Here is a 19,556-nt window from a genome sequence, read left to right on the forward strand (position 1 = left end):
TCGTGGGCGACGCCGCTGCCATCATTTTCCTGTCCGGGCATTATCTGATCATGATGATGCTGGGGGTGCTTGGCGCGCACAGGCTGTATCTGACCTATCTGCAATGGCGGTCGCCAGCACAGCGCCCAACCCAATGGCGTTTTGACGATTTGCCACGGGTCACCGTCCAGTTGCCGGTCTTCAACGAGCGTCTCGTCATCGCACGGCTGATCGACGCCGCTGTGGCGCTCGATTATCCGCGTGACCAGATCGAAATACAGATCCTCGACGACTCGACGGACGAAACGACCGCAATTGCAGCGGCCAGGGCGGACTATCATCGTGCACGGGGCATCCGCATCGAACACATCATCAGGCCCGATCGACGCGGGTTCAAGGCAGGCGCGCTGGCATATGGACTGGAACGCGCGAACGGCGAGTTTCTGCTGATCCTCGACGCCGACTTCGTTCCCGCTCCAGATTTTCTGCGGGCGCTGATCGATCCGCTCGCCGATCCCGGCGTCGCGATGGTGCAAGCGCGCTGGGCCTATCTCAACCGCGAGAGCAATCTCATCACCCGCGCGCAGGCAGTGCTGCTCGACGCCCATTTCGCGATCGAACAAAGCCGCCGGGCGGCAAGAAACCTCTTTTTCAACTTCAACGGGACCGCGGGCATCTGGCGCAAACAGGCGATCAGCGATGCGGGTGGGTGGCGAGCCGACACGCTGACCGAAGATCTCGATCTCAGCTATCGCGCCCAGTTGGCCGGATGGCGGTTCGTCTATCGTGGCGAAGTGATCTGCCGCAGCGAACTGCCCGCCGACATGAATGCGTTCAAGACGCAGCAGCATCGCTGGACCAAGGGCTCGATCGAAGTGATGTTGCGCCTGATTCCGGCGATCTGGCGCGCCAAGCTGCCGCTGCGAGTCAAAGTCGAGGCAACGGTCCACCTGACCAGCAACCTGTCGTACCTTTTCATTCTGCTGGAATGTCTGGTGCTGTTCGGTCCCGGCGTTGCCTTTCGCGAAGCCTATCACCTCGATGCGCTCCTGTGGATCGATGCGCCGCTGTTTGCGCTCGCCAGTCTCAGCCATCTCAGCTTCTTCCTGTTCGGTCAGCGCGTATTGGGGATCGGCATGCGCGCCCGGTTGCGCGAAATTGCCTTTCTGATCCCGATGCTGATCGGGCTGGCACTCAACAATGGCCGTGCAGTCGTTGAGGCTTTGCTTGGCGTACGCAGCGACTTCGTCCGCACCCCCAAGCATGGCGGCATCGGCAAGGCGGTGGTGGTCCGAGCCAATGCTGCCTATCGCGCCGCGCGTTCGCACTTGGGGGAATGGACCGAAATCGGGCTTGGCGTCGCCTTTGCGATTGGCGGCATCTGGTTGATCCAGCAACAATATTGGCTCAGCGCGCCGTTTGCGATTTTGTTCGCTTTCAGCTTTCTCAGCATTGGTGCCAGCACCATTCAGGCGCGGCTACCGCGTCGCCTGGCAACCGCGTGAAGGCCGTCGCCGGGTTGTCCGGGCGCCCCGAATCGATGACTGCCCAATCATTTGCTGGCCCGTGGGTCACGCGGGTTGCCTGTGGCTGCTTTCTGGTTGCGTGCCTTGCGGTCTATGGCATCGGCTCCACGGTGCCCACCCGGACCGGAACCGCCTATATCGTCGTCCACGCCGCGCTGACCGTGGCCATGCTCGCGGCCTGGGCCGGAGGCGGCGCAGCGCAGGCGCGGTTGATCGCCATCTCGGGCATCGCCGCGCGTTTGATCCTGATCGCCGCGCCGATGCTGAGCAGCAACGATGCCGAACGCTATCTTTGGGATGGCGCGGTCGCGCTGGCGGGATTTGATCCCTATTCGGTGCCGCCGGCCGACCCGATGGTGGCGGACTTGCGTGCGATCTGGGCGACGCCCCCCGAACATGCGGCCTATCCGACGCTCTATCCCCCGGTCGCGCTGGCGGCTTTTGCGGGGTCGGCGCTGGCCGGGCCGGTCTGGGGCGTGTGGGCTTGGAAGCTGCTCGCCAGCATTGCCGGCATCGCGACTGTCCCGCTGGCGCATCGGCTGCTGCGGCGGCACGGGCTTGAGCGCCATCTGGCACTGGTCGCACTGTCGCCGCTGCTTGTCTTGGAAACCGGGGTCGGCGCGCATGTCGACAGCCTGATCGCGCTGGTCATTGTCGCCGCGCTGCTGGCTTTCGACGCCAGGCGGCCCGGCCTTGTTGGCGCACTGCTCGGCTTTGGGGCGTGCATCAAGCTGCTGCCTGCCGCCGCGCTGATCGGGCTCGGGCTGGCGATGGGCTGGCGGGCTGCGTTGCGGATGGGTGCCGCGGCGATCGGCATGGTGGCCGCCATCTACGGTGCGGCGCTGGCGATCGGCTGGCACCCGATCGGCAGCTTGCCCGTGTTTTTCGAAAAGTGGCGCAACGGGTCGCCGTTGTTCACCTTGCTGGAAGCAAAGCTGTCGCCGCCGGGGCTGATCACCGCCTTGGCGATTCTGGCGATTGTCTTGCTGGGCATCGCGCTGCTGCTGGCGCGAACGCGGCCGCTGTTGGCCACTCAGGTTGCGATGGCGACGCCGTTGCTGCTCAGTCCCGTCGCATTCCCCTGGTATCTGATGGCGTTGGTGCCGCTGGCCGCGCTAAGGCCAAGCGTCGCCTTGATCGGCTGGCTAACCTTGTCGCCGCTTGTCTATGAGGTGCGGGACCGCTTCGTCAGCGACGGCGTCTGGATGCCAGCCATCTGGCCGCTGATGCTGATCGGCGCGGGGTGGATAGCTGGCTTGGCAATCGACGCCGCACGCGCACGCTTGCAGCCGTCGGCGCCGGATCGAGAGGCCTGATGCAGTCGATTTATTGGGTCGTGACCTGGGCATGTCACCGCAAATGCCCGCATTGCTATGATGATCGCTTCCGGCCCTATGTCCGCGAGGCGTTGGACCGTGTGATTGCGGAAGGGGCCAAGGCCTACTCACAGATCCTTCGCCACTTGCCGGATACGATGCGCTGGCGGGACAGCGCAGGCCTATCCCATCCGACCAACCTGGTTTTGGCTGGCGGCGAGCTGTTGATCGACGGCGTCCGCGAGCGACTATTCTATCCGTTGCTCGAAGCCATCGCCGATCGTTGGGGCGAAAATGGACCGCGCATTGCGGTCCAGACGACCGGCGACATCCTCACTGACGACATGATTTCTGCGATGCTCGAGCGCGGTGTCGGCTCGATCGCGATCGCCAGCATCGACGATTATCACGTCGGCCATGCCGGCCAGGCGAAGTTCGATTTGATGACACGGGTACGGGCGATGATGGCCCGCCACGGCGTTACCGAAGTCGATCTTGGCCTGGCGCGCGATCGGCCCGTTGCCGATGCCGCACCTTCATTGTCGCCGCCAACGCGGCGTCCACGCCGGGCCGACGGCCCCAGTTTCGTCTTCTTCGGTGCCCAGCCCGATTTGTGGATCGGCGAGCTGTGGCCGCGCGGTCGCGCCTGGATCAACGGCCTGTCGAACGCCGATTACAGCACCAACTTCTGCAAACGCTGGTCGGGGGGCAAAGGCTTTCTCGACATCGGCCTCGCTGGTTCCGAAGTGGCCATCGAGCCCGACGGGTCGCTCTATCCTTGCTGCATCAAGACCAAGGCGCCGATCGGCAACCTGGCCGAAGAACCGCTGACAGATATCCTCGACGATTTGCGCGGCGATCCTGCGTTGCAGGCAATCAATCGAGGCGATCCGGAGGCCATGGGTGTCACCACCGGCTGGACCCGCGAAGATTTCCGCTCGGCTGCCGAGACGATCGATCCGACCGGGCGCGCATTTGCCAATCCCTGCATTGGCTGCGACCGCTTCTTCGCCGATCAGCTAGGCGCCCGGCTTGCCGAGCGCCGCCTGCGGCGGCTTGCCGCCCGACGATCAACGCTTGGCATGCAGGTCGAGCAACCGGACTGTCCGGCAACGACACCTTGACCGCGCGCCCGGTCGCCCGTCGCTTGCCGGCCTAAGTTGATGCCTTGGTTCGTCGGCGCGATTGCGGCCACAGGATCATGGCCAACGGAGGCTGATACCGCGTCCAAAGCCAGACTGAGGCGTTGGAGATCGGCGGGCCAACCGCCTTCGGCAAAGGTGGGGCGGCCTGACCCTGCGCAACTGCTCCCAAAGGAGTCGCTAGGCAGTGGCCGGGCCAGTTCATTGGTCAGAACTGATAGCGGATGCCAAGCTGCGCACGCCAAACCGAGCCGGTGCTGATCCGCTCTTCGGACGTGAGCGGGACATTGCCGTCATCGATATTCGTGATGACATACTGGTTCGTGGCCGTGTCGAAAACGGCGTCATAAAGTGTCTCACGGATCGAATAGCGGTTGATCTGGCCGGCCCGGTTGTCCAACAGATTCAGGAAATTTCGGATGCCGACATCGATGATCCAGCGACCGCGCACAGGGCTCGGGATTTCGATCTGCGCGTTTAGATCGAGCTGATAGGTCGATCCGGCACGAATGCTGTTGCGGGGCAATTGACCACCTTGAAAGCGTTGCAGGTTGAACGCTGAAATGATGTTGGCGAGCTCCTCGTAGCTCGCGCCCGCGCCGTAACGCACCAACGGATCGTTCGGGCCGGTCGGCAGATATGGAACGAGCCGGTCCTGCGCGCGGTCCGACAAGCCGGGCTGGATGGTCTGGAAACCAGCAGTTGCCTGGCCGACGTTGCCGAGTACGAACGACACCGACCGCCCTGCGCGGTAATTGCCGAACATTGAAAAGCGAAACTTCACCCCGCTGTCGAACTTTTTCTCATAGTTGAACGAATGGACCAGATTGTGGGGAATCGATTGGATCGAGGGGGCGGCCGACGGATTGTTGATGTTGTCGAAGGCGCCGGTCTCGAAAACGTCTGAGAGATTGTCGGTGTCATTGGCCGGCGATACGTCGCGGGCGTCGGTGTAGGCATAGCCGACATTCATATCGAGCGTACCCCAACGCTTAAAATCGAAGCGCTTGTCGAGATTGAATGAAACGACGGTCGTGCGACCGCGACTGGTATTGGTGATCGCAATATCCTGCGGCGCCGCCACGCCATCCGACCGGTTGGTCGGTCGCGCCGGACGGGTGTCGAGCGGGGTGCGCACAACCGCGAAACGCGGTACATTCAGGCCGGGCAGCGTGCCGATGGTTTGCAGGCGTATATCCTGGAACTGAATCGCTTTCAGGATCTCGGAGTGGATGATTTCCGCAGAGAAACGCCAGTTGTTGCCCAGAAGAGGCAGATCGAACCGTTGATCGACGGCCAGCTGAAAACGCAGGTTTCGTGGGATTTCGAAATTGGGGTCGAGGAAGAAGGTGCTGCTGTCGGTACCCTCGGTCAATCGTGACTGGCTGGTACCCAGTCCGGCAATGGCCGCAGGCGGCAGCTGCTCGAAATTGGCGAGCGGATTGACGGCGGCACCCTGCACCGTTGTATTGAAGGTCGAGATGCCAGTCTGTTGATAGGTTTCGCCAAAGAACGCCAGCGGTACACCGCCTGCAAACACGCCGACGCCACCACGAACAGTGGTGTTTTGCACTGGCCGGTAATTGAAGGCAAAGCGCGGCTGAAAGACTTCCTTGCCGTCCAGCGTTGCCTGATTGGTAAAGCCATAGCGCGCTCGGAAAAACGGATTGAGCGTCGGCACGTCGCCCGTGCTGAGCCGTTCGTATCGCAGCCCGAACAGAAGTGTCAGATTGTTGGTCGGCTTCCACTCGTCCTGCAGGTAGAAACTGTCCTGAACGAGAGTGAAATTGGTCGCAGCATCCAGCGGGTTTCCGCTGACCGGGCCTGCCACCGTCACGAAGCCCACATTGCGGTTCAGGAATTGCTGGAATGCAGTGCCGGGGCCACCCTGAACGCCAGCGATATTGGGATTGTCGACGCCGTCGGGGTCCTGAAAGACGAACAATCCGCTACCAGCCGGCACGTCGAGGTCAAAAATGCTGCGGTCGTCGCGCTCATAGCCAAAGGACAGCCGGTGATCGCCGAGCTTGTATGATCCGCGAAACAGCAGTTGGAGCCGTTCCGATTCAAATCGTGTATTCTGGTCGTCGTCGTCGATGCCGAGCGATACGGTCAGCCCATTCTGGCCGAAGCTGTTCGCGTTGAAGCCCTGGATCTGGACAAGCCCGATATTGCCGGCCGCTGGAAACAGCGGCTGGGAGACGCGGCGGGTTTTGGTGTAGCCGACGCGCACTTGGGTCGAAAACCGGTCCGACCAGTCTGCAAAATATTGCGCTGACAGCACAACCGGCTGGCTGGCTGTAAACGAGACATAGCTCGACGGCGATGCTAGCCCGCCGGGCGCCGATGAGCCGACCGAGCTTGACTGCGTGTTTTGATAGGTCACTGCCACGCGGTGGCCGTCGGTCACGTTCCAGTCGAGCTTGCCGAGGAACTTGCGCTCGCCATCAGGAAGATTCAGGATGTCGTTGAAGCTGCCAGGATCGAAGCCGTAGGTGTTGATCGATGCCTGTCGGATAGTCTCATACTGGTCGTTGGTGATCAGTTCATTCGGGTCATCGCAGGCGATGCCGGTCGGGCAGGTACCGAGAAGTTCGTTTTGCTTGAACTCTTCGTAGCTGAAGGTGAAGAACAGCTTGTCCTTGATAATGGGTCCGGAAAGCGTGACACCCCAGTTATCCTCCGGCTCACGCTGTGCCACTGTATCGGTCGCAACGACTTGACCGGTTTCGCCGAACACAGGGCGGGACAAAGTGCCCGAGAGGAATCCACCCGTGCGCCGGTAGAATGCACTACCATGAAACTTGTTGTCGCCGGATTTGGTCAGGATGTTTATCTGGCCGCCCTGAAAACCCGAATTCTGCACGTCAAACGGCGCGGTTTCAACCGTCAGGCTGGCAATTGCGTCGAGTGAAATCGGCGATCGGCGCGTCGGCAAGCCTGTAAAATTGTCACCATAGCTGTCGATCTGCGATACACCATCGACCACGATATTGTTGAACCGGGTGTTGAAACCCAGAATCGAAACACCCTGATCGTCATCGGGTTCGGCAAGGTCGACAAAGGCGCGTGGATCGCGGCGAATGACTTCCTGTAGCTTTCGCTCGACGACTTGGGTGTTCTGGATGTCGTTCTCGTCGAAGCGACGTGCCGTGCCATATTGCACTTGGCGGACTGCATTGACGACCACGTCGGCGCTACCTTTGGCGCGCAGCGCCAGCTTGACCTCAACCGGGCTGCCTGCCGTCGCGTAAACGTCGCTTACCGTGTCATCGTCGAGTCCGTCGCCACGCGCGATGACGATGTACGGACCGCCAATACGCAGACCTGTAACGAGGAACCGACCATTGCCATTAACGATCGCGCGCGATCGCGTACCGGACGGCTGGTGAACGATCTCAACTTCCACTCCCGCGGCAGGGTTGCCGTCTTCAAGCACCACGTCGCCGCCGATTTCGCCGAACGTCACCTGCGCATGGGCAGGCGATGCGTTCAGCAAAATGGCGCTGGCGATAGCGCTGCAGCTAAGCAGCAGCGCCGCACGATGGGCGAAGGTGCGTCGAACAGTCATTTTCCGTGTCCCCGTTTAAGATCAAGGCGATTCGCGGGTTCTCCCGCTTCCTCGGCGTCCGTCGCTAAGAAGACGGTGTGACACATCGCTGACTCTGATGGGCAGCGTTTCACGAAATTATGTAATTTTAAATCGAGTGCTGCCGATGGGCGCTGTTAGCTCTGAGTGATCGCCGCAGCCTTGAATAAGCCACGACTGCTGCGCGCATTTATAGGATCGGTCGCTCATTGAGCCAATGCTGCATGATCGAATCGCGAGCATATCGAATTGGCACGCTATCGAGACATTCAAGGACGTGTACTTGAGAAAGTTTGGCCGATTGAATTTTTTTCGTCACATTACTCGGCTGTTAGGTGGTCTCCGCACTGGCCCCCGAGGATGCTTATGAAAACGTTCTGGATTATCGTTAGCGCAATCGCAGCGTCGGTTGCATTGCCAGTCGCGCCCGCAATAGCTTTCGGAGGAGACGGCCACCGCGCCATCTGCGCGCTCGCCTATCGCCACCTGAGCACCCCCGCGCGCGCCGAAATCGATCGGCTGATCGCTCTGGATTCCGACTTTAAGCGCTTCGAAGACAGTTGCTCCTGGGCAGATCGCGTGCGCGGTTCGACTCATCCCGAGACGGCGCCGTTCCACATCCTTGCGCTCGAACCGAACGATCGCATCGTCGATGCTGCCGACTGCTCGACTGACGGGTGTGTGACCAATGCGATAAATCTGCACGGTGAAATTCTTGCTGATCGCATGCGGCCCGACATGATGCGGCTGGAAGCGCTCAAATTCTTTGCGCACTGGGTCGGCGATCTTCATCAGCCGCTCCATGTCAGCATCAAGGGCAATCGCGGCGGCAACGAGATTCTACTGCTTTGGCGTGGCGAGCGGACCAGCAACCTGCATCGCGTCTGGGACAGCGACATCCTGCTTGATCACATGGGTGATCGCTGGCCCCAGACACCGGACGGTGAACGCTGGAAGCTGCTTGTCGATGAGCTCGACCATGAGCTGGCTCTGGGTGACGTGCTGCCGTTTGTGGAAAGTACCCCGCTTGCCTGGGCGCAGGAAAGCCATGACCTAGTCCGCTCTCGCAGCCTGGCCTATGCCGGGGCGAGCGTCGGTCCGGCCTATGTTTTCGGTGATTCCTATTACCAGCGGAACATCCCGATCGTCCGCCAGCGCATCAAGCAGGCGGCGCTGCGCCTCGCCGGGGTGTTGAACCGCATGTTTACGGCGCGCTGATCATGGGACGTGCGGCAGACCTGCCTATCGACATCCGACGCCCGGCGCGGCAATCGCCGTGGCAATGGGGGGATGCAAATCGGCCCTGCGAGGCGTTTCCGATATGGGGCGACCGGATCTACCTCGACCAGATCGGCATCCAGCGGAGCTGCTTGCCCGAGTTTGAGTTGCACCTTGTTGTGCCACGGCACGTAGCGGAATTCTGCGTCAACGATTTCGATGCCGATTTTGCGCTCGACAGCGATCGGCGTCAGTCGGTACGCTTTTCGGCAGGGTCGGCGGGCTTCGCACCCAAAGGGGCTTCGCTGTTTCGCGCATCGACCCATCGTCCTGACCGGCCACGCTTGCACAAGTTCATCGGCATCTCGTTTGATGGCGAGGTGGTTGACAGTCTCTTCAGCGACATCGTGAATACGGCAGCGATCGATTATGCGATCGCGCCGACGCCCGCCATGGTTGATCCGCTGCAGTCGATCGGGGCAGCGATAAATGCGGCATTCGACATGCCGGACGGCGTTGCCGCGCTCACGCTGGAGGCGTTGTCGCACCAGTATATCATGCAAACACTGCTTCGCTGGTCGAACATCGCGCAGCACATCCGCCGACCCAGCTGCGCAGGCAAGCACCCCGGCATCGCTCGCTGCATTGACTATATTCATGCCAATGTCGCCCGGTCGATCAGGCTCAGCGATCTGGCGGTAATTGCCGGCATGGGGATCGATTCGCTGACTCGCCATTTTCGCCAGGCAACCAATCGCACGCCGCATGACTATATTGTCGCACAGCGCGTCGCATTGGCTTGTAAACTGCTCCGCGATGAGGATCGGCTGCCGCTAGATGTCATCGCTCGACACGCGGGGTTCAGTTCTCAATGTCACATGACGACCGCGTTCCGGCGGCAAATTGGCCAGACGCCGGGCCATTGGCTGAAGCAAGCGGGCCGACAAGGCCGATGACGGTCACAAGTTCTCGCGTCGTGCGTCGGCTGCTACCCAAATGCAGCGGGCGTCGAGCGCAGTTTAGGGTTCACATCGAGATATGGGGGCACGAACATGACTGATAATGTGAGAATCGCAAGACTGGCACTGTCACGTCGGGCCATGCTGCGCGGGTTTGGCGCGGCGGCAGTGGCAGCCATGGCCTATCGACCTTGGGCACAGGCATGGGCCGATCCGATTTTCCTGCGCTATCCGTTTCAACTCGGCATCGCATCCGGCGACCCTGCACCGGACGGCTTCGTGCTTTGGACGCGGTTGGCACCGGAGCCGCTCGCGATCGACCATGGGATGCCAGCGCTCGCGGTGCCGGTGGAATGGGAAGTCGCCGAAGACGACAGCTTCCGGATGATCGCGCAGAAGGGAACAGCTCTCGCCCGACCCGAGCTTGGCCATGCCGTTCATGTCGAAGTGGCCGGTTTGAAGCCTGGTCGGCCCTATTGGTATCGGTTCATTGCTGGTCGTGAGCGCAGTGCCGTTGGCCGGGCAATGACGACCCCGGCAATCGGCACGCGGTTGGACCATGTCCGCTTCGCGGTTGCAGGTTGCCAGCATTACGAACAGGGTTTTTTCACTGCTCACCGCTATTTGTCGCGTGAACAGATCGACTTCGTCTTCTGCTACGGCGACTATATCTACGAAGGGCGAGGCGATCGGCTACGCCAGACGCGTGAAGGCCCGGTCGAGCCAATCCGGCGGCACGAAGGTAACGAGATTTACTCGATCATCGATTACCGTCGGCGCTACGCCCAGTATAAGATGGATGCGGATCTGCAGGCAGCGCACGCTGCGGCGCCCTGGCTGGTCGTTTATGACGATCACGAAATCGACAATAACTGGGCCGACGCACTCGATCAGGACGATACCCCGCCAGCGATCTTTGCGCTGCGCCGTCAGATGGCGCTCCAGGCCTATTATGAACATATGCCGCTGCGTGCCGCTTCGTTGCCGATCGGGCCAGCAATGCAGCTTTACCGTCAGATTGCCTTCGGTGAATTGGTCGATATCAACCTGCTCGATACGCGCCAGTACCGGACCGATCAGCCCTGCGGCGATCGCTGGCGGAGCGATTGCCCCGGCGCAACGCGTCCCGACGCGCAAATGCTCGGCGCAAAGCAGGAAGCTTGGCTGGTCGATCGGCTCGCCAAGTCCAAGGCACAATGGAAAACGCTGGCGCAGCAGGTGATGGTCATGGACCTCGATCGCAGCGCGGATCCCGGCATCACCTATAACCTCGATAGCTGGAACGGTTACCGCGTACCGCGCGCACGGTTGCTCAGCGGCATTCAGGAACGGCGAATCGATAATGTCGTGGTTCTGACCGGCGATGAGCACCAGAATTATGCCGGGGAACTTCATCTCGACGGTCGCCAGCCCGGCCCCCGAGCCATAGCGACTGAATTCGTCGCCACATCAATTACATCGGGCGGCGACGGCACCGATATTCGCGCTGACGCGAAATGGGTGCAAGCGAACAATCCGCAGCTCAAATTCAACAACGCACAGCGTGGCTATGTCGTTTGCGATGTCACGCGGGAGCGCTGGCAGAGCGAGTTCCGCGTCCTCGACAAGATTAGCGCGCCCGGCGGTGTGCTAACGACCCGGATAAAGCTGGCGGTGGCGGCCGGCGAGCCAAAGCTGGTTGCGGCGTGACGATGGCTTGCTAAATCCGCAATGAGCCGTTCGGATCGACAGCGGCTGCCCGCCGGTAAAGAGCCGTTAATCCCTGCGGCAGGTTTGGTTTCGGCTGAACAGGCCCCGGAAGGCCGGTGCCGCGATGGCTGGTCCCCCCGAAGCCATCTCCACCGACGGCCAATTGTGGTCACGCCACGATAGAGCGCGGGAGCGAAAGCCAGACGCACGGCGGATGACAGCGTCAAGCGCTGGGAGTCGCGTGCAGTGCCGGGCGGAGGCACTTCCCCGCATGCCGGGGCTTGCCGGAGCCAATCAGACAAAATGCGCTCAATCGTTGCCAGCACTCGTTGTGAGGGATTGATATGATACACTATTACCATTAACGCCCGGAGCACTCAGGGAGAATGATATGAAGAAGGCGTGTTTTGGCAGCAGTTTGATCGCGCTTGCGTTTTCGACCGGGGCAATGGCGCAGACTGCACCGGCCGATGCGAGCAAGGAACGCGAAGGCACCGAAGTCATTGTAACGGCGCTGATCAACACCAGCGAGAGCGACGTGCTGCAGGGCACGTCGGTGCTGAAAGGCGATGAGCTGACGCGCCAGCTTCGTTCGACGATCGGTGAAACGCTGGCGCGCCAGCCCGGCGTGTCGGCGACCAGCTTCGGTCCCAATGCCTCGCGCCCCATCCTCCGCGGTTTTCAGGGCGAGCGAATCCGTGTGCTGACCGACGGAATCGGATCGATCGACGTATCGAATACCAGCGTTGACCATGCCGTCGTCATCGATCCGTTGCTGGCTGAGCGCGTCGAAGTGCTGCGTGGTCCGGCTGCGCTGTTGTTCGGCTCGTCCGCCGTCGGCGGCGTGGTCAACGTTTTCGATCGCCGCATCCCGCGCGCCATCCCCGAAAATGGCTACCGCCTCGACGCGATCGGTACCTATGGCTCGGCGGCGAACGAACGTTCGTTCGCGGGCGCAGGCGATGTCGCGATCGGTGGCAAGCTGGTGCTGCACGCCGACGGCTCCTATTTGAGAACCGACGATCTGCGCACCGGCAGTGGTTTCCTCCTCGCGCGTCAGGCCCGCGCCGCAGCCCTTTCGCAAGTGGGGCTGCCGCAGGTTGTGCCCGATGGTGAGGAGCCGATCGACTTCGCGGCGACCGCCAATCTGCGCAACCGCCTGCCCAACTCGGCCGCCGAGACCTGGACCGCCGGTGTCGGCGCCTCGATCATCACCGATACGGGTAATCTCGGCATCAGCTACAGCCATTATAACAGCCTCTACGGCGTGCCGATCCGCTTTGCGACGCAGGTCGGGCAAGAGCAGGAAGCGCCCCGGCTCGACGTGGTGCAAAATCGCGTCGATCTGCGGGGCGAGGTCCAGACCGGTGGCGACTTCCTCGACCGCATCCGCATTCGCGCGGGCCATGCGACCTATCGCCATTTCGAGCTCGAGCCCGACGGAGCGATCGGCACCGCCTTTTTCAATAACGGGATCGAGGGGCGGCTCGAGCTGGTCCAGGCCAACCGGGGCGGGTGGCGTGGCGCCTCGGGCGTGCAATATTTCAACCGGCAGTTCAATGTGGTGGGCGACGAAGCTTTCCTGCCGCGCAACGAAACCGACCAGATCGGTCTCTTCACCCTCCAGAGCTTCGAGACCGGACGCGTCCGGGTCGAAGGCGGGGTGCGCTACGAGCGCACGACGCTCAGCGCCAAGACGCTATCGGACGACCTCCGCTTCTTCGGCGGCAAGCGGACGTTCGATGCGGTCTCGGGATCGCTGGGCGTTTCCTACGGCGTCACCGATGCCATCCGGATCGGCCTGAACGGGTCGCGCACCGAACGCGCGCCGTCGGGTGAAGAGCTGTTCGCCAACGGCCCGCATGCGGGCACCCAGGCCTATGAACTCGGTAGCCCCAACTTCGCGCTCGAAAAAAGCTGGGGGCTTGAAGCGACGATTCACGCCCATGGCGACGGGTTCAGCTTCGATGCGTCGGCCTATTACAACTGGTTCTCGAATTACATTTCGGAAAATCAGGTCGATCAGTCAGTCTGCGAAACCGCCGCCGCGCCATCGGGCCGCGACGTCGATCTGCCGTGCTTCCAATATCAGCAGGCCGATGCGCGTTACTATGGCTTCGAAGTCGAGGGTTCGGTTCGCGTCGCACGCCTTGGCGGGTACACCATCAACGCCGACATGCTCGCCGACTATGTCCGGGCAGACATTACCAATGGCGGGCCGGTGCCCCGCATTCCGCCGCTCCGCCTGCTCGGCGGTGTCGAAGCGCAGGGAGACAAGCTGTCCGGCCGTATCGAAGTGGAGCATTCGTTCAAGCAGGACCGAGTGACGGTGTTCGAGACGTCAACGGACGCCTTCACGCTGGTCAATGCGTCCATCGCTTTTGCGCCGTTCGGGCGGGACAGTCGCACGACGATTCTGGTCAGCGCGAACAATCTGTTCGACCAAATCGCTCGGCGCCATTCGAGCTTCCTAAAGGATTTCGCACCGCTCGCCGGTCGCGATGTCCGGGTCACGCTCCGGGTCGGCCTGTAACCAGCCAACAGGGGACGGCGGTGGTGAGGAGGCCCCTCACTGCCGCCAACTGATCCTGTCAGTGCGGTCGACGGGGCCGCAAATCAGGATCCGCCTCGGGCGCTCAAACTTCAGCCTACCGCCACCCGGTCAGTCCGGCGCGATCACCAGTCGACAAGTCATTGATGCGGCTGGTGGAGCTGAGGGGAATCGAACCCCTGACCTCTGCAGTGCGATTGCAGCGCTCTCCCATCTGAGCTACAGCCCCGCCGCCGGAGCGGACGCCATTAGCGCCCCCGCGCGAGCGACGCAACTGCCGGATTGGGGCGCGGACGTGCACGCCCAGCCGCCCGTCATTAGCGCCCAATCCCGGAACCATCGCGCCGCCCAAAGCTTGGTTGGTCAGGAGGCAGCTGCGTTCCTGCGGCTGCATTCTGCTTGCCTCAAGGAGAGTGTGATGGGCTATTCCCGCAACGAACAAAATGCCGACCAGCCGGGCGATTTCGACACATCCGACGCGACCGGTCGCTATGGCTATGGCGCCCGGCCCGGCGATCGCTCAAGCGCACGCCGCTACGCCGCCGCCGGCTATTTCGATCAGGATCGCGGCCAGCACGAGAGCAGCTATCAGGACAGCGATTACCGTGATCGGGGCTATCAGGATCGCGGTTATGGCAGCGGCAGCTACGCCTCGGGCCGTGATCGGGGCTATGGCTATGTCGATCGCCACCGCGGGCCAAGTGGCAGCGGGGGCGGCGAGCCGGACTGGCGTGGCGCGTCGGGCTATGGTCCTTATGGCCAGCGTGCCGATCAGGACCAGCGCTATGGGCAGGGCGGCTATGGCCAAGGTGGCTACGACCAGGGCTTCCGCGCGGGCGGTTATGATCAGTCCGATTACGGGCGTGATAATTGGGTGAAGCGGAGCCACGGCGGCGCCAATCAGCATCGCCACGATGATCGCGGTCGGCGCTATGGCGGCAGCGACGTCTATGACCGCGACGAACGCGGCTTCATCGCGCGTGCAGGGGACGAAGTGCGCAGCTGGTTCGGCGATGACGATGCCGCGCGGCGCCGCGATCTCGACCAGCGCTTCGACGCCAGCGACGACCATGACTATTATAGCTGGCGCCGCAGCCAGATCGATGCGCTCGACCGCGACTATGCCGAATATCGCCGCGAGAACCAGGCGAAGTTCCATGGCGAATTCAACAATTGGCGCAACGAGCGCCAGGGGCAGCGCTCGTCGCTGTCGCGTGTCCACGAGCATATGGAAGTCGTCGGGTCGGACGGTGTCCACGTCGGCACGGTCGACAAGGTGCGCGGCGACCGCATCATCCTGACCAAGAATGATGCCAACGCCGACGGCAAGCATCATTCGATTCCGTCGCGCTGGATCGAGACGGTCGATGACAAGGTGACGATCCGCAAGACCGCGCAGGCGGCAATGGATCACTGGCGCGAGGAAGAGCGCGCCAGCGACGACGACAGCCGCAGCGCCTTCGGCTTTTCGGGCAGCTGACCGCTGATCTGCTGAGGGGCCATCAAGGGCTCGGGCGCTTGCCGCCCGGGCCCTTTTTGCGTTGCGCATCGCAACGCTTCACGCCTAGGCTCACAGTTGAAATCATAAATTGAGGAGAGACTGCATGGCTCAGGCTTGGACACTGGCATCGCGCCCCACCGGCACGCCGACGCACGACAATTTCGCGCTGGTCGACCTGCCGTCGGTCGCGCTCGAGCCCGGCCAGCTGCGCATCGCCAACCGCTGGCTGTCGGTCGATCCGTACATGCGCGGGCGGATGAACGACGTGAAAAGCTATACCCCGCCTTTCGCGCTCGGCGAGCCGATGCAGGGCGGCGCGGTCGGCGAAGTCGTCGAAAGCACGGCCGATGGCTATGCGATCGGCGATCTCGTGCTGCACATGGCCGGCTGGCGCGACGAAGCAGTGATCCCGGCGGGGCAGGCGCAGAAGCTGCCGCCACTCGGCGTCGATCCGCAGGCGTTTCTGGGCCAGCTCGGCATGCCCGGCATGACTGCCTATTTCGGCCTGCTCGAGGTCGCAAGCGCCAAGCCCGGCGACGTCGTATTCGTGTCGGCTGCGGCAGGTGCGGTCGGCTCGACCGTCGTCCAGATTGCCAAGGCCAAGGGCATGACGGTGATCGGCTCGGCGGGCGGCGCCGACAAATGCGCCTGGGTCGCCTCGCTCGGCGCCGATGCCGTGATCGATTACAAGGACGGTGCGCCGCTGCTCAAGCAGCTTGCCGCTGTCGCGCCGAACGGCATCGACGTTTATTTCGACAATGTCGGCGGCGAGCATCTCGACGCGGCGCTGGGCCTTGCCAACGAACGCGCGCGCTTTGCGATCTGCGGCATGATCGAGATGTACAACACTGGCGCCCCGACCCAGCTGCGCTTTGCCGCGCGCATCATCGGCGCGCGCATCCGCATCCAGGGCTTCATCGTCAGCGATTACATGAGCCGCGCCGGCGAATTCTACAACGAGATGGGCGGCTGGCTGCAGAGCGGGCAGCTGGTGCGCGAAGAGACGGTGCACGAAGGGCTGGCGGCGATGCCCGATGCTTTCCTTGGCCTGTTCAGCGGTGGCAACAAGGGCAAGATGCTGGTGCGGGTGTGATCAAGGTCTAACCGACCAGCGTCGAAAGCTTCGGGTGCCGCTCGCTCGCGAGCGGGTTGATGATCGTCAACCCGCGCACGACAAAGCCATGGTGCATGTCTTCGGATAACAGCAGCGTGCACCCGGCCTCGATCGCGGCCGTTACGATCAACGAATCCCAGAACTGAAAGCCGTGGTCGACCATCAGGTCGGCTGCTGCGACCACGGTTTGACGTTCGCTCGCTGCCGTGCCGAAGCCGTCGGCAATTTCGAGAACAATAGCCCGCGCTTCAGCTGCGCTCTTCCCCGCACGCGCTAACACGACCATCAGTTCTCCGAGCGTTTGCGCAGGCGCAATCAAGCTCGTCGCGCTGGCGAGATCCGCAATCAGTCTCCGAACAATGTGAATTTTGGCGTCATCTTCGGCAACGCGCCTGACGCCGACAAAATAGGCGAGGATGTTGGTGTCCAGCGCAACGCGCTTCATTGGTATAAATCGTCGCGAGTCCAATTGCCGGCAGTGCAAATGGGCAAAGTTTCGACGAACGCCAACAACCGTTCGATTGCGCGCATTTCGCTTTGGCGATCGATCGGCACAACGCGTGCCACGGCGCGACCCCGCGACATAACGGTAAAGCTTTCGCCATCGGCCACATCGCGCAGCACTTCTGAAAAGCGCTGGTTAGCGTCGCTCGCTGAGATTGCCCGGTCCATGCTGGAGAATTTAGTGCTAAAACCTAAAAAAGCAATCGCTCGATCAAATCCCCTCGCTGAACGTATCGCATTTGCCCGGATCGCCGGTGTCGAGTCCGCGCTTCAGCCATTTCATCCGGTCGGCACTGCTGCCATGCGTGAAGCTGTCGGGCACCACGCGGCCTTGCGCTTCGCGCTGGAGCGTGTCGTCGCCGATCGCATTCGCCGCCGTCAGCCCTTCCTCGATGTCGCCGGGGTCGAGCCGGTCGCGGTTCAGCGCGCCCCACACGCCGGCATAACAATCGGCCTGCAGCTCGAGCCGCACCGACAGCGCATTGCCTTCGCGCTCGCTGGCCCGCGCCTGCGCGCGCTGCACCTTGCCCGACGTGCCGAGCAGGTTCTGGATGTGGTGGCCGAATTCATGCGCCATCACATAATTGGCGGCAAAGTCGCCCTTGGCGCCGAAGCGATTGGCAAGCTCGTCGAAGAAGCTGGTGTCGAGATAGATGCCCTGGTCGCCGGGGCAATAGAATGGCCCCATCGCTGCCTGCGCGGCGCCGCACCCCGACCGGCCCGATCCACCGTAGAATTGCAGCGATGGCGGGTCATAGGGCTGGCCCGCTTGGCGGAACAATGCGCGCCAGGTGCGGTTGGCCGAGCTGAAGGCATCGCAGGCAGCCTTGCTGGCGGCATCGACGCGGCAGGCTTCGGCCGCCCCACCCTGACCAGTGCCGGCGGGCGGGGCGGAGGCAACTGGCCCTGATTCCGGCGCGCCACCCCCGCTCGACAGCAGCGGCAGACCGCCGCCGAAGAAGAACATCAGCGCGAGCAGCACCGCGACGCCGCCGCAGCCGAAACGGCTGAACACGAAGGGGAGCAGCCCGAGCAGCAAGCCGCCACCGCCGCCGCCACCGCCAAACCCGAAGCCGCCCCCCTGGCCGCGCTGGTCGCCCACTTCAATGTCGTTGTCGAAATCGTCGAGCCGCATTGCCGCCCCTTTGTCGTTTACGGGTCTCGTTACGCGGCATGAATGCGCAACTCGGCGCGGCGTTGCAAGCGATCAGACGCGGCTTGGACGCATGCCACCGAACGGGCGTTGATCGGGCCATCGAATGGGGCCAAGGAAGCGGCCATGGCCAAAACCGACTCCGCCCGGCGTCAGCGCCGCGCCAAGGCAATGCCGCTCCCCGACTGCGTCGCACTGGTGCTGCAGGGGGGTGGCGCGCTCGGCAGCTATCAGGCGGGCGTGATCGAAGGGCTGACCGATAGCGAGATCGAAATCGACTGGGTCGCCGGCATTTCGATCGGCGCGGTCAATGCCGCGATCGTTGCGGGTAATCCGCCCGAGCGCCGCGTCGATCGACTACGCGATTTCTGGAACGGGCTGACAAGCGCGCTGCCGAGCTTTCCGATTTTCCCCAACGACCAGCTGCGCGAAGTGCTGCACGAATGGTCGGCGGGCATGGTGATCGCGGGCGGCGTGCCAGGGTTCTTCACGCCGCGCCTGCTGCCGCCGAGTTTTGCGACGCCCGGGACGCTCGCGGCGCTCAGCTATTACGACACGACGCCACTCAAAAAGACGCTCGATGACGTGATCGACTGGGACCTCGTCAACGATGGGCCGGTGCGGCTGTCGGTCGGCGCGGTCGATGTCGAAAGCGGCAATTTCCGCTATTTCGATACCACGACTGACCGGATCGACGCGCGCCACATCATGGCATCGGGCGCGCTACCGCCGGGCTTGCCGCCGGTCGAGATCGACGGGCGTTGGTGGTGGGATGGCGGCCTCGTTTCGAACACCCCGCTCAGCCATGTGCTCGATCACCAGAGCGCACCGCTGCTTGCCTTTCAGGTCGATCTCTTCTCAGCCACCTCGGCGCCGCCCAACACGATCATGGACGTGATGGCGCGCGAGAAGGAAATCCGCTTTTCCAGCCGCACGCGCCAGATTTCCGACGAAGTGATGAAGCTGCGCCGCGAACGTGAAGCGATCAACAAGGTGCTCGCGAAGCTGCCGGAGAATTTGCGCGACGATGCCGATGTCGCGGCACTCAAGGCGATGGCCGCCGAACAGCCGGTCAGCCTCGTCCAGCTGATCTACCGCGCCAATGCGTGGGAAGGCGGCAGCCGTGACTTCGAATTTTCCGCGCGCACCATGCAGGAGCATTGGCTCGCCGGGCTTGAAGCGATCGAGCAGTCGATGCGCGGCGCTGAGCTGGTCGCGCAGAACATCGCCGACGGAACGAGCGCGGCCTTCGATCTTTGTTCGCTCAACGGCCTGAGGCGCAGCAATCCCGTAAAATCCCGACCAATGGAGTAGC

Annotated in this window: 14 protein-coding genes and 1 tRNA gene; 10 read left to right on the plus strand and 5 right to left on the minus strand. The window is 62.6% G+C overall.

Annotated elements, in window-relative coordinates; all coding sequences use genetic code 11:
* Positions 1-2: 2 nt before the first annotated feature.
* Genes AX672_RS00630 through AX672_RS00640 form a run of 3 tightly spaced genes read left to right on the plus strand, consistent with a single transcriptional unit; the run spans position 3 to position 3,945 of the window.
* Positions 3-1,484, plus strand: coding sequence for a glycosyltransferase (locus AX672_RS00630; protein WP_202189196.1), 1,482 nt, complete (start codon positions 3-5; stop codon positions 1,482-1,484).
* Between the two features lie 35 nt (positions 1,485-1,519).
* On the plus strand, positions 1,520-2,821 hold the full coding sequence (locus AX672_RS00635; protein ID WP_202189197.1) for a glycosyltransferase family 87 protein: 1,302 nt from the start codon (positions 1,520-1,522) through the stop codon (positions 2,819-2,821).
* Positions 2,821-3,945, plus strand: a complete 1,125-nt coding sequence (locus tag AX672_RS00640; protein WP_066646764.1) for an SPASM domain-containing protein — start codon at positions 2,821-2,823, stop codon at positions 3,943-3,945. Before AX672_RS00635 ends, AX672_RS00640 begins: the two co-directional genes overlap by 1 nt.
* 226 nt (positions 3,946-4,171) lie before the next feature.
* Here the strand turns inward: AX672_RS00640 and AX672_RS00645 are convergent, their stop codons facing one another.
* On the minus strand, positions 4,172-7,534 hold the full coding sequence (locus AX672_RS00645; RefSeq protein WP_066646765.1) for a TonB-dependent receptor: 3,363 nt from the start codon (positions 7,532-7,534) through the stop codon (positions 4,172-4,174).
* A gap of 267 nt (positions 7,535-7,801) precedes the next feature.
* Here AX672_RS00645 and AX672_RS00650 point away from each other — a divergent pair, with 267 nt between their 5' ends.
* The 4 genes from AX672_RS00650 to AX672_RS00665 all read left to right on the plus strand — a co-directional run bounded on the left by AX672_RS00650 (position 7,802) and on the right by AX672_RS00665 (position 13,951).
* Entirely contained in the window at positions 7,802-8,770 is a 969-nt protein-coding gene (locus AX672_RS00650) for a S1/P1 nuclease (protein ID WP_168727271.1), read from the plus strand.
* A gap of 179 nt (positions 8,771-8,949) precedes the next feature.
* Positions 8,950-9,726, plus strand: a complete 777-nt coding sequence (locus AX672_RS00655) for a helix-turn-helix domain-containing protein (RefSeq protein ID WP_202189198.1) — start codon at positions 8,950-8,952, stop codon at positions 9,724-9,726.
* Positions 9,727-9,822: 96 nt separating this feature from the next.
* Positions 9,823-11,418: an alkaline phosphatase D family protein gene (locus AX672_RS00660; protein ID WP_066646770.1), complete on the plus strand. Its 1,596-nt coding sequence runs from the start codon at positions 9,823-9,825 to the stop codon at positions 11,416-11,418.
* A 391-nt stretch (positions 11,419-11,809) separates the two neighbouring features.
* Positions 11,810-13,951, plus strand: a complete 2,142-nt coding sequence (locus AX672_RS00665) for a TonB-dependent receptor (protein WP_066646773.1) — start codon at positions 11,810-11,812, stop codon at positions 13,949-13,951.
* A 171-nt stretch (positions 13,952-14,122) separates the two neighbouring features.
* Here AX672_RS00665 and AX672_RS00670 read toward each other — a convergent pair.
* Positions 14,123-14,198, minus strand: a tRNA-Ala gene (locus AX672_RS00670).
* 189 nt (positions 14,199-14,387) lie between these two features.
* Here AX672_RS00670 and AX672_RS00675 point away from each other — a divergent pair.
* Both AX672_RS00675 and AX672_RS00680 read left to right on the plus strand, forming a co-directional pair.
* Entirely contained in the window at positions 14,388-15,449 is a 1,062-nt protein-coding gene (locus tag AX672_RS00675) for a DUF2171 domain-containing protein (protein ID WP_066646775.1), read from the plus strand.
* Positions 15,450-15,573: 124 nt separating this feature from the next.
* Positions 15,574-16,563: an NADP-dependent oxidoreductase gene (locus AX672_RS00680; protein ID WP_066646778.1), complete on the plus strand. Its 990-nt coding sequence runs from the start codon at positions 15,574-15,576 to the stop codon at positions 16,561-16,563.
* A 7-nt stretch (positions 16,564-16,570) separates the two neighbouring features.
* On the opposite strand, the gene AX672_RS00685 is transcribed toward AX672_RS00680, so the two are convergent.
* The 3 genes from AX672_RS00685 to ypfJ are packed head-to-tail and all read right to left on the minus strand — an operon-like array spanning position 16,571 to position 18,223.
* Entirely contained in the window at positions 16,571-17,029 is a 459-nt protein-coding gene (locus AX672_RS00685) for a PIN domain-containing protein (RefSeq protein ID WP_066646784.1), read from the minus strand.
* A complete protein-coding gene (locus tag AX672_RS19240; protein WP_066646788.1) occupies positions 17,026-17,256 on the minus strand; it encodes a type II toxin-antitoxin system Phd/YefM family antitoxin in 231 nt (76 codons plus the stop codon). Before AX672_RS19240 ends, AX672_RS00685 begins: the two co-directional genes overlap by 4 nt.
* Before the next feature lie 43 nt (positions 17,257-17,299).
* The gene (ypfJ, locus tag AX672_RS00695) at positions 17,300-18,223 is read right to left on the minus strand and encodes a KPN_02809 family neutral zinc metallopeptidase (protein WP_066646791.1); all 924 of its coding nucleotides are present in this window, start codon (positions 18,221-18,223) and stop codon (positions 17,300-17,302) included.
* A 144-nt stretch (positions 18,224-18,367) separates the two neighbouring features.
* On the opposite strand from ypfJ, the gene AX672_RS00700 reads away from it, so the two are divergent.
* Complete coding sequence (locus tag AX672_RS00700) at positions 18,368-19,555, plus strand: patatin-like phospholipase family protein (protein ID WP_066646870.1); 1,188 nt, start codon at positions 18,368-18,370, stop codon at positions 19,553-19,555.
* Position 19,556 lies beyond the last annotated feature (1 nt).

This window comes from Sphingomonas sp. CCH10-B3 (genome assembly GCF_001556185.1).
GTDB classification, from domain to species: domain Bacteria; phylum Pseudomonadota; class Alphaproteobacteria; order Sphingomonadales; family Sphingomonadaceae; genus Sphingomonas; species Sphingomonas aquatica.